Here is an 8,119-nt window from a genome sequence, read left to right as displayed (position 1 = left end):
GTCTACGTTTCGCGATCCGTGAAGGTGGCCGTACAGTAGGTGCTGGTGTTGTTGCTAAGATCTTCGACTAATTCATAGCGAATTAGCGAAGCTTTCGGAAAATCTTGAATTAGATTTGACGAACCAGTAGCAAAAAGGGCATCATTTGATGCCCTTTTTCTGCACTCAACATTATTTTTGCTGTTTTCTTGTTCAGAAGTGGGTTGGGCGCAGAGCAAGATTAAGCAAAGAGGCTTAATCTTAAGAAGAGTACGCTGATTTTTTCAGCGATATGGAGTTTGCCCTGCAACAGCGGGGTTGTTGTCGTCTATATTAAGACTTGTAACAGGTTGGTTTTATGAAAGCAAATAATGCTGAAACTCCTGATAGCTCAAACGCAGCAGATACGTTTAAGTGGGTAGCCGCTTTCGTATTGGCAGCTGCCGCTGTTGTGGGTAATTACCTGTATGGTGAAATGTCTGTAGTGGTTCGTGCTGCAGGCGTTGTTGTTCTTATTGCAGCTGCCTTAGGCGTTGCAGCAACAACGACTAAAGGTAAAGCAGCGATCAGTTTTGCAAAAGAATCTCGTATGGAAGTACGTAAAGTTGTTTGGCCTACTCGCCAAGAAACCATGCAAACAACACTGATCGTTTTAGCTGTAAGTATTGTAATGGCTCTAGTGCTATGGGGTATTGACGGAATTATGGTTCGTCTAGTAGCTCTAGCAACTGGGGTATAGAGGGTTTTTATTCATGAGTGAAGCTCCAAAAAAACGCTGGTATGTGGTTCAAGCCTTCTCTGGATTTGAAGGTCGTGTAGCTCAATCTCTGCGCGAGCATATCAAAATGCACGGCATGGAAGAGCTATTCGGTGAAGTACTGGTTCCTACTGAAGAAGTAGTGGAAATGCGCGCGGGTCAGCGTCGCAAATCTGAGCGTAAGTTCTTCCCAGGTTACGTCCTTGTTCAGATGATTATGAACGATGAATCATGGCACCTAGTACGCAGTGTGCCGCGTGTCATGGGCTTCATTGGTGGTACCTCAGACCGTCCGGCACCTATCACGGATAAAGAGGCTGACGCGATTCTTAATCGTCTTGAGAAAGCGAGTGAAGCGCCTCGTCCACGTACAATGTACGAAGCGGGTGAAGTGGTACGTGTTAACGAAGGTCCATTTGCTGACTTCAACGGTACTGTTGAAGAAGTGGATTACGAGAAGAGCCGCCTGAAAGTGTCTGTATCGATCTTTGGTCGTGCGACACCAGTTGAGCTTGAATTTGGTCAGGTTGAAAAGCTGGACTAAGACTCTTCGTTAAAGAGTATAAAAAATCACCTTTTTAGGGTTGTATAAGGCGCGGATTATGACTATAATTTCGCGCCTTTTTACTTCAAGTGAAGTAAAAAGTTTCTTACACAAACGGGGAGCTGATCCGCGATTAGCGTTTGTACCCAAACTTAGGAATTATCATGGCTAAGAAAGTTGAAGCTTACATCAAGCTACAAGTTGCTGCTGGTATGGCTAACCCTAGTCCACCAGTAGGTCCTGCACTAGGTCAACACGGTGTGAACATCATGGAATTCTGTAAAGCGTTCAACGCAAAAACAGAATCTATTGAGAAAGGTCTACCAACTCCAGTAGTTATCACAGTATACAGCGACCGTTCTTTCACGTTCGTAACTAAGACCCCACCTGCTGCTGTTCTTCTTAAGAAAGCTGCTGGCGTTAAGTCTGGTTCAGGTCGTCCAAACACTGAAAAAGTTGGTACTGTAACTGACGCTCAAATCCAAGAAATCGCAGAAACTAAAGCTGCTGATATGACTGGTGCTGACATCGAAGCGATGAAGCGTTCTATCGCTGGTACTGCTCGTTCAATGGGCCTAGTGGTAGAGGGTTAATAAGATGGCAAAACTAACTAAGCGCATGCGCGTAATCCGCGAAAAAGTTGACGTAACTAAAGAATACGAAATCAACGAAGCTGTTGCTCTTCTTCAAGAACTAGCGACTGCTAAATTCGTTGAGTCTGTAGACGTTGCTGTTAACCTAGGCATTGATGCTCGTAAATCTGACCAGAACGTACGTGGTGCAACTGTACTACCTCACGGTACTGGCCGCGAAATCCGCGTTGCAGTGTTCACTCAAGGTGCTAACGCTGAAGCAGCTAAAGAAGCTGGCGCAGACATCGTAGGTATGGAAGATCTTGCTGAGCAAGTTAAGAAAGGCGAAATGAACTTTGACGTAGTTGTTGCTTCTCCAGATGCAATGCGCGTTGTAGGTCAACTAGGTACTATCCTAGGTCCTCGCGGTCTTATGCCAAACCCTAAAGTTGGTACTGTAACTCCTAACGTTGCTGAAGCAGTTAAAAACGCTAAAGCTGGTCAGGTTCGTTACCGTAACGACAAAAACGGCATCATCCACACTACTATCGGTAAAGCAAACTTCTCTGCTGAGCAGATCAAAGAGAACCTAGAAGCACTTCTAGTTGCTCTGAAGAAAGCTAAGCCATCTTCAGCGAAAGGTACTTTCCTGAAGAAAGTAAGCATCTCTACTACTATGGGTGCTGGTGTTGCTGTTGATCAGGCTAGCCTGAACACTCAAGCATAATTTATTTGCTTAGGCGCAAAATTCGTGTATAATTTTGCGCCTAATATTTGTGGTTGGGGCTGAACTTTGGTTCTTTGAACTGTCTCCTAGTTCGAAATGAATTAAGACCCAGTCTCCGTCCAAGACCGTAGGTGTTTGTGTAAAAGCAAACTTAATTATCCTACGTAGATGGTGCCCGAACTGACAGAAAGCTCTATGTAATATAGTTAACTTTCTTCTGGGGAAGCACCTCAATAGCTCTCACTGTCGTGATGATAGTGAGTGGTGTAACGACAACCAGGAGTAAATCCAAGATGGCTTTAAACCTTCAAGACAAAAAAGCAATTGTTGCTGAAGTCAACGAAGCTGCCAGTGGTGCACTTTCTGCAGTTGTAGCTGATTCTCGTGGCGTTCAAGTTGGCGCGATGACTTCTCTACGTAAACAAGCTCGTGAAGCTGGCGTTTACATGAGAGTTGTTCGTAACACTCTTGCTCGTCGTGCGGTTGAAGGTACTGAGTACGAGTGTCTAACTGACACTTTCACTGGTCCTACTCTAATCGCATTCTCTAATGAGCACCCAGGTGCTGCAGCGCGTCTTTTCAAAGACTTCGCTAAAGAGAACAAAGATTTCGAGATCAAAGCTGCTGCATTTGAAGGCGCTTTAACTGACGCTGAAGTACTAGCAACACTACCAACTTACGACGAAGCAATTGCACGCCTAATGATGTGCATGAAAGAAGCTTCGGCTGGCAAGCTGGCGCGTACTATCGCAGCTATCCGCGATCAAAAACAAGAAGCAGCGGCATAAGCCTTGCTTTTTACTGGTTGCTTAATAAACTTATTGTTGACTTAAAAGAGAATTGTTATGTCTATTACTAACGAGCAAATCCTAGACGCAGTTGCAGAAATGTCTGTAATGCAAGTTGTTGAACTAATCGAAGCAATGGAAGAGAAATTCGGTGTTTCTGCTGCTGCTGCTGTTGTAGCTGGCGGCGCTGCTGCAGGCGAAGCTGCTGCTGAGCAAACTGAATTCGACGTAATCCTAGAAGCTGCTGGCGGTAACAAAGTTGCTGTAATCAAAGCAGTACGTGGCGCAACTGGCCTAGGTCTTAAAGAAGCTAAAGCTCTAGTAGACGGCGCTCCAGCACCTCTTAAAGAAGGTGTTGAGAAAGCAGAAGCTGAAGCTCTTAAAGCTCAGCTAGAAGAAGCTGGTGCAACTGTTGCTGTTAAGTAATTATTGCATAGTTTCTTAGCCTAACGGCTAATTGGCTGGTGGTTTTTTAACCACCGGCCTTTTTGCGCTGTAGGGTATAGGCGAATTTTCCCGCTGTTTAAGCGCCTGATATCCATGCAAAAAACATTTCATTCTTACGAAATGAAATGTCACTACAGTAAACAGCTATATTAGTCACTGTCCCTTACCCCCCTTAAGTAACTAGGAGCGGGCGGACAGTTTGGGTCACTTATCAGCGAGCTGAGGAACCCCATGGTTTACTCTTATACCGAGAAAAAGCGCATCCGTAAGGACTTTGGTACTCGTCCACAAGTTTTGGACATTCCATACCTGCTATCGATCCAGCTCGATTCGTTCGACAAATTTATCGAACAGGATCCTGAAGGTCAATACGGTCTTGAAGCCGCTTTCCGTTCTGTATTCCCGATTCAGAGCTACAACGGCAATTCTGAGCTGCAATACGTTAGCTACCGTCTTGGTGAGCCAGTTTTTGACGTTAAAGAATGTCAAATCCGCGGTGTAACTTACTCAAAGCCACTACGTGTAAAACTACGCCTAGTTATCTTTGATAAAGACGCGCCAGCAGGTACTGTAAAAGACATTAAAGAACAAGAAGTCTACATGGGTGAAATTCCACTCATGACAGACAATGGTACCTTCGTAATCAACGGTACCGAGAGGGTTATCGTATCCCAGCTGCACCGAAGCCCAGGCGTGTTCTTCGACAGCGATAAGGGTAAGACCCACTCTTCAGGTAAAGTTTTATACAACGCACGTGTTATTCCTTACCGTGGTTCATGGCTTGATTTCGAGTTTGATCCTAAGGATAACTTGTACGTTCGTATCGACCGCCGTCGTAAGCTACCAGCATCGATCATCCTTCGAGCACTAGGTAAGTCGACAGAAGAAATCCTAGATATCTTCTTCGAGAAAGTGAACTTCGAAGTGAAAGACCAAACTCTATTGATGGAGTTGGTTCCTGATCGTCTACGTGGTGAAACTGCGTCATTCGACATCGAAGCAAATGGTAAAGTTTACGTTGAGCAGGGTCGTCGCGTAACAGCTCGTCATATCCGCCAACTAGAAAAAGATGGCGTTGATCACATCGAAGTACCAGTTGAGTACATCGTTGGTAAAGTTGCATCTAAAGATTACATCAATGAAGCAACTGGCGAGATCATTGTTAACGCTAACCAGGAAATCAGCCTGGAAGCATTAGCGAACCTATCTCAGGCAGGCCACAAAGCGCTAGAAGTTCTATTTACGAACGATCTAGACCACGGTCCATTCATGTCAGAAACATTACGTATCGACAGCACGGTTGATCGTATTTCTGCATTGGTAGAAATCTACCGCATGATGCGCCCTGGTGAGCCGCCAACAAAAGAAGCTGCAGAAGCTCTATTCGAAAGCCTATTCTTCTCTGAAGAGCGTTACGATCTATCGACTGTTGGTCGTATGAAGTTCAACAGCTCTATCGGCCGTGAAGATGCTCAAGAGCAAGGCACACTTGATGAAACTGATATCATCGAAGTGATGAAGAAGCTGATCGCGATCCGTAACGGTAAGGGCGAAGTGGACGATATCGACCACCTAGGCAACCGTCGTATCCGTTCTGTAGGCGAAATGGCTGAGAACCAGTTCCGTGTAGGTCTAGTACGTGTTGAGCGTGCAGTTAAAGAGCGTCTAAGCCTAGGCGATCTTGACGCAATCATGCCTCAAGACTTGATCAACGCGAAGCCAATTTCTGCGGCAGTTAAAGAATTCTTTGGCTCTTCACAGCTTTCACAGTTCATGGACCAAAACAACCCGCTATCAGAAGTAACGCACAAGCGTCGTATTTCTGCGTTGGGTCCTGGCGGTCTAACTCGTGAACGTGCTGGCTTCGAAGTACGTGACGTACACGTAACCCACTACGGTCGTCTATGTCCTATCGAAACGCCTGAAGGTCCAAACATCGGTCTGATCAACTCTCTATCTGCGTTTGCGCGTTGTAACGAGTACGGTTTCCTAGAGACACCATACCGTCGCGTTGTAGATGGCGTAGTAACAGACGAAGTAGATTACCTATCTGCAATCGAAGAAGGCCAATTCGTTATCGCACAGGCGAACGCTAAGCTAAACGAAGATGGTACTTTTGCAGATGAGCTGATCACAGCTCGTCAGAAAGGTGAATCTGGTCTACACCCTCGTGAGCACGCTCAGTACATGGACGTTGCGACAAACCAGGTTGTATCTATCGCTGCATCGCTTATCCCGTTCCTAGAACACGATGATGCGAACCGTGCATTGATGGGTGCGAACATGCAACGTCAGGCAGTTCCAACACTGAAAGCTGACAAACCGCTTGTTGGTACTGGTATTGAACGTAACGTAGCAGTTGACTCAGGTGTAACTGCAGTTGCTAAACGTGGTGGTGTAATCCAGTCAGTAGATGCTTCTCGTATCGTTGTTAAAGTTAACGAAGAAGAGCTAGTACCAGGTGAAGCTGGTATCGACATCTACAACCTGACTAAATACACACGTTCTAACCAGAACACATGTATTAACCAGCGCCCATGTGTGATGCCAGGTGAGCCTGTATCACGCGGTGACGTTCTTGCTGATGGTCCTTCAACAGACCTTGGTGAACTAGCGCTTGGTCAAAACATGCGTATCGCGTTCATGCCTTGGAACGGTTACAACTTCGAAGACTCGATCTTAGTATCTGAGCGCGTAGTTCAAGAAGACCGTTTCACGACTATCCACATCCAAGAACTGACTTGTGTGGCGCGTGATACTAAGCTTGGTTCTGAAGAGATCACAGCGGATATTCCAAACGTAGGTGAGTCTGCTCTGTCTAAACTAGACGAGTCAGGTATCGTTTACATCGGTGCTGAAGTTAAGGGTGGCGACATCCTAGTTGGTAAAGTTACACCTAAAGGTGAAACTCAGCTAACGCCTGAAGAGAAGCTACTACGTGCAATCTTCGGTGAAAAAGCATCTGACGTTAAAGATACTTCACTACGTGTACCTAACTCTGTATCAGGTACGATCATCGACGTTCAAGTCTTTACTCGCGATGGCGTAGAGAAAGACAAGCGTGCGCTTGAAATCGAACAGATGCAGCTTAAAGAAGCGAAGAAAGACCTAACTGAAGAATTCCAGATTCTTGAGGGCGGCCTTCTAAACCGTGTTAAAGCTGTATTGATTGAAGGCGGTTACTCTGAAGCGAAACTAGACACAACTGATCGTAAGAAGTGGCTAGAACTAACGCTAGAAGATGACGCACTACAAACTCAGCTTGAGCAACTTGCTGAGCAGTGGGATGAGCTAAAAGCTGACTTCGATAAGAAGTTCGAAACTAAGCGTCGTAAGATCACTCAAGGTGATGATTTAGCACCTGGCGTCCTGAAGATCGTTAAGGTTTACCTAGCGGTTAAACGTCGCATTCAGCCTGGTGATAAGATGGCGGGTCGTCACGGTAACAAGGGTGTAATCTCTAAGATCAACCCTGTTGAAGACATGCCATACGATGAGAAAGGTCAGCCTGTAGACATCGTACTTAACCCACTGGGTGTACCTTCGCGTATGAACATCGGTCAGATCCTAGAAGTACACTTAGGTCTGGCAGCGAAAGGTATCGGTGACAAGATCAACCAGATGGTTAAAGAGCAGCAAGAACTAGCGAAATTCCGCGAGTTCCTACAAAAAGTTTACGATCTAGGCGACACTCGCCAGAAAGTAGACATTGCTTCTCTATCTGATGATGAAGTACGTACTCTGATCAAGAACTTGCGTGGCGGTCTACCAATCGCGACTCCTGTATTTGATGGCGCTCCAGAAGAGTCAATCAAAGCACTTCTTGAGCTAGCAGATCTACCAACATCAGGTCAGTTAACACTGTTTGATGGTCGCACAGGTGATGCGTTTGAGCGTCCTGTAACTGTTGGTTACATGTACATGCTGAAACTGAACCACCTTGTTGATGACAAGATGCACGCTCGTTCAACTGGTTCGTACAGCCTAGTAACTCAGCAGCCACTAGGTGGTAAAGCTCAGTTCGGTGGTCAGCGTTTCGGTGAGATGGAAGTATGGGCACTAGAAGCATACGGTGCTGCTTACACGCTACAAGAAATGCTAACGGTTAAGTCGGATGACGTTAACGGCCGTACTAAGATGTACAAGAACATCGTAGACGGTAACCACAGCATGGAACCTGGCATGCCAGAATCGTTCAACGTACTGTTGAAAGAGATCCGCTCGCTAGGTATCAACATCGAGCTAGAAGACGAAGAGTAATCCTTTTCTCTCTTGATGAAAGTCGAGAGAATCAAAGCGATTATT

Annotated in this window: 7 protein-coding genes and 1 pseudogene; all 8 read left to right on the top strand. The window is 45.8% G+C overall.

Annotation, left to right across the window (positions count from 1 at the left end; genetic code table 11):
• Window positions 1–71: pseudogene (locus R7P72_RS22790) on the top strand (elongation factor Tu); the annotation flags it as partial.
• A gap of 266 nt (window positions 72–337) precedes the next feature.
• A complete protein-coding gene (secE, locus tag R7P72_RS22785) occupies window positions 338–718 on the top strand; it encodes a preprotein translocase subunit SecE (RefSeq protein WP_005384680.1) in 381 nt (126 codons plus the stop codon).
• Between the two features lie 13 nt (window positions 719–731).
• Window positions 732–1,280 (top strand): transcription termination/antitermination protein NusG, encoded by a 549-nt coding sequence (gene nusG / locus R7P72_RS22780; RefSeq protein ID WP_005384681.1) that lies wholly within the window; start codon window positions 732–734, stop codon window positions 1,278–1,280.
• 164 nt (window positions 1,281–1,444) lie between these two features.
• Entirely contained in the window at window positions 1,445–1,873 is a 429-nt protein-coding gene (gene rplK, locus R7P72_RS22775) for a 50S ribosomal protein L11 (protein ID WP_005384682.1), read from the top strand.
• Between the two features lie 4 nt (window positions 1,874–1,877).
• Window positions 1,878–2,579, top strand: coding sequence for a 50S ribosomal protein L1 (rplA, locus tag R7P72_RS22770; protein WP_005384683.1), 702 nt, complete (start codon window positions 1,878–1,880; stop codon window positions 2,577–2,579).
• A 293-nt stretch (window positions 2,580–2,872) separates the two neighbouring features.
• On the top strand, window positions 2,873–3,367 hold the full coding sequence (gene rplJ, locus R7P72_RS22765; RefSeq protein ID WP_005382538.1) for a 50S ribosomal protein L10: 495 nt from the start codon (window positions 2,873–2,875) through the stop codon (window positions 3,365–3,367).
• Window positions 3,368–3,424: 57 nt separating this feature from the next.
• Window positions 3,425–3,793 (top strand): 50S ribosomal protein L7/L12, encoded by a 369-nt coding sequence (gene rplL, locus R7P72_RS22760; protein ID WP_005382540.1) that lies wholly within the window; start codon window positions 3,425–3,427, stop codon window positions 3,791–3,793.
• A 252-nt stretch (window positions 3,794–4,045) separates the two neighbouring features.
• Window positions 4,046–8,074 carry a DNA-directed RNA polymerase subunit beta gene (rpoB, locus tag R7P72_RS22755; RefSeq protein ID WP_005384685.1) on the top strand — a complete coding sequence of 1,343 codons (4,029 nt, stop codon included), beginning with the start codon at window positions 4,046–4,048 and terminating at the stop codon, window positions 8,072–8,074.
• Window positions 8,075–8,119: the final 45 nt, after the last annotated feature.

Origin of the sequence: Vibrio sp. Vb0888 (assembly GCF_033338835.1) — a bacterium.
Lineage (GTDB): Bacteria > Pseudomonadota > Gammaproteobacteria > Enterobacterales > Vibrionaceae > Vibrio > Vibrio alginolyticus.
The sequence above is the reverse complement of the archived record's forward strand: the minus strand, read 5'-3'. Positions and strand labels throughout refer to the sequence as shown.

Coding starts and splice junctions, on each gene's coding strand:
- secE (WP_005384680.1), top strand. CDS start 338: ATGAAAGCAAATAATGCTGAAACTCCTGATAGCTCAAACGCAGCAGAT.
- nusG (WP_005384681.1), top strand. CDS start 732: ATGAGTGAAGCTCCAAAAAAACGCTGGTATGTGGTTCAAGCCTTCTCT.
- rplK (WP_005384682.1), top strand. CDS start 1,445: ATGGCTAAGAAAGTTGAAGCTTACATCAAGCTACAAGTTGCTGCTGGT.
- rplA (WP_005384683.1), top strand. CDS start 1,878: ATGGCAAAACTAACTAAGCGCATGCGCGTAATCCGCGAAAAAGTTGAC.
- rplJ (WP_005382538.1), top strand. CDS start 2,873: ATGGCTTTAAACCTTCAAGACAAAAAAGCAATTGTTGCTGAAGTCAAC.
- rplL (WP_005382540.1), top strand. CDS start 3,425: ATGTCTATTACTAACGAGCAAATCCTAGACGCAGTTGCAGAAATGTCT.
- rpoB (WP_005384685.1), top strand. CDS start 4,046: ATGGTTTACTCTTATACCGAGAAAAAGCGCATCCGTAAGGACTTTGGT.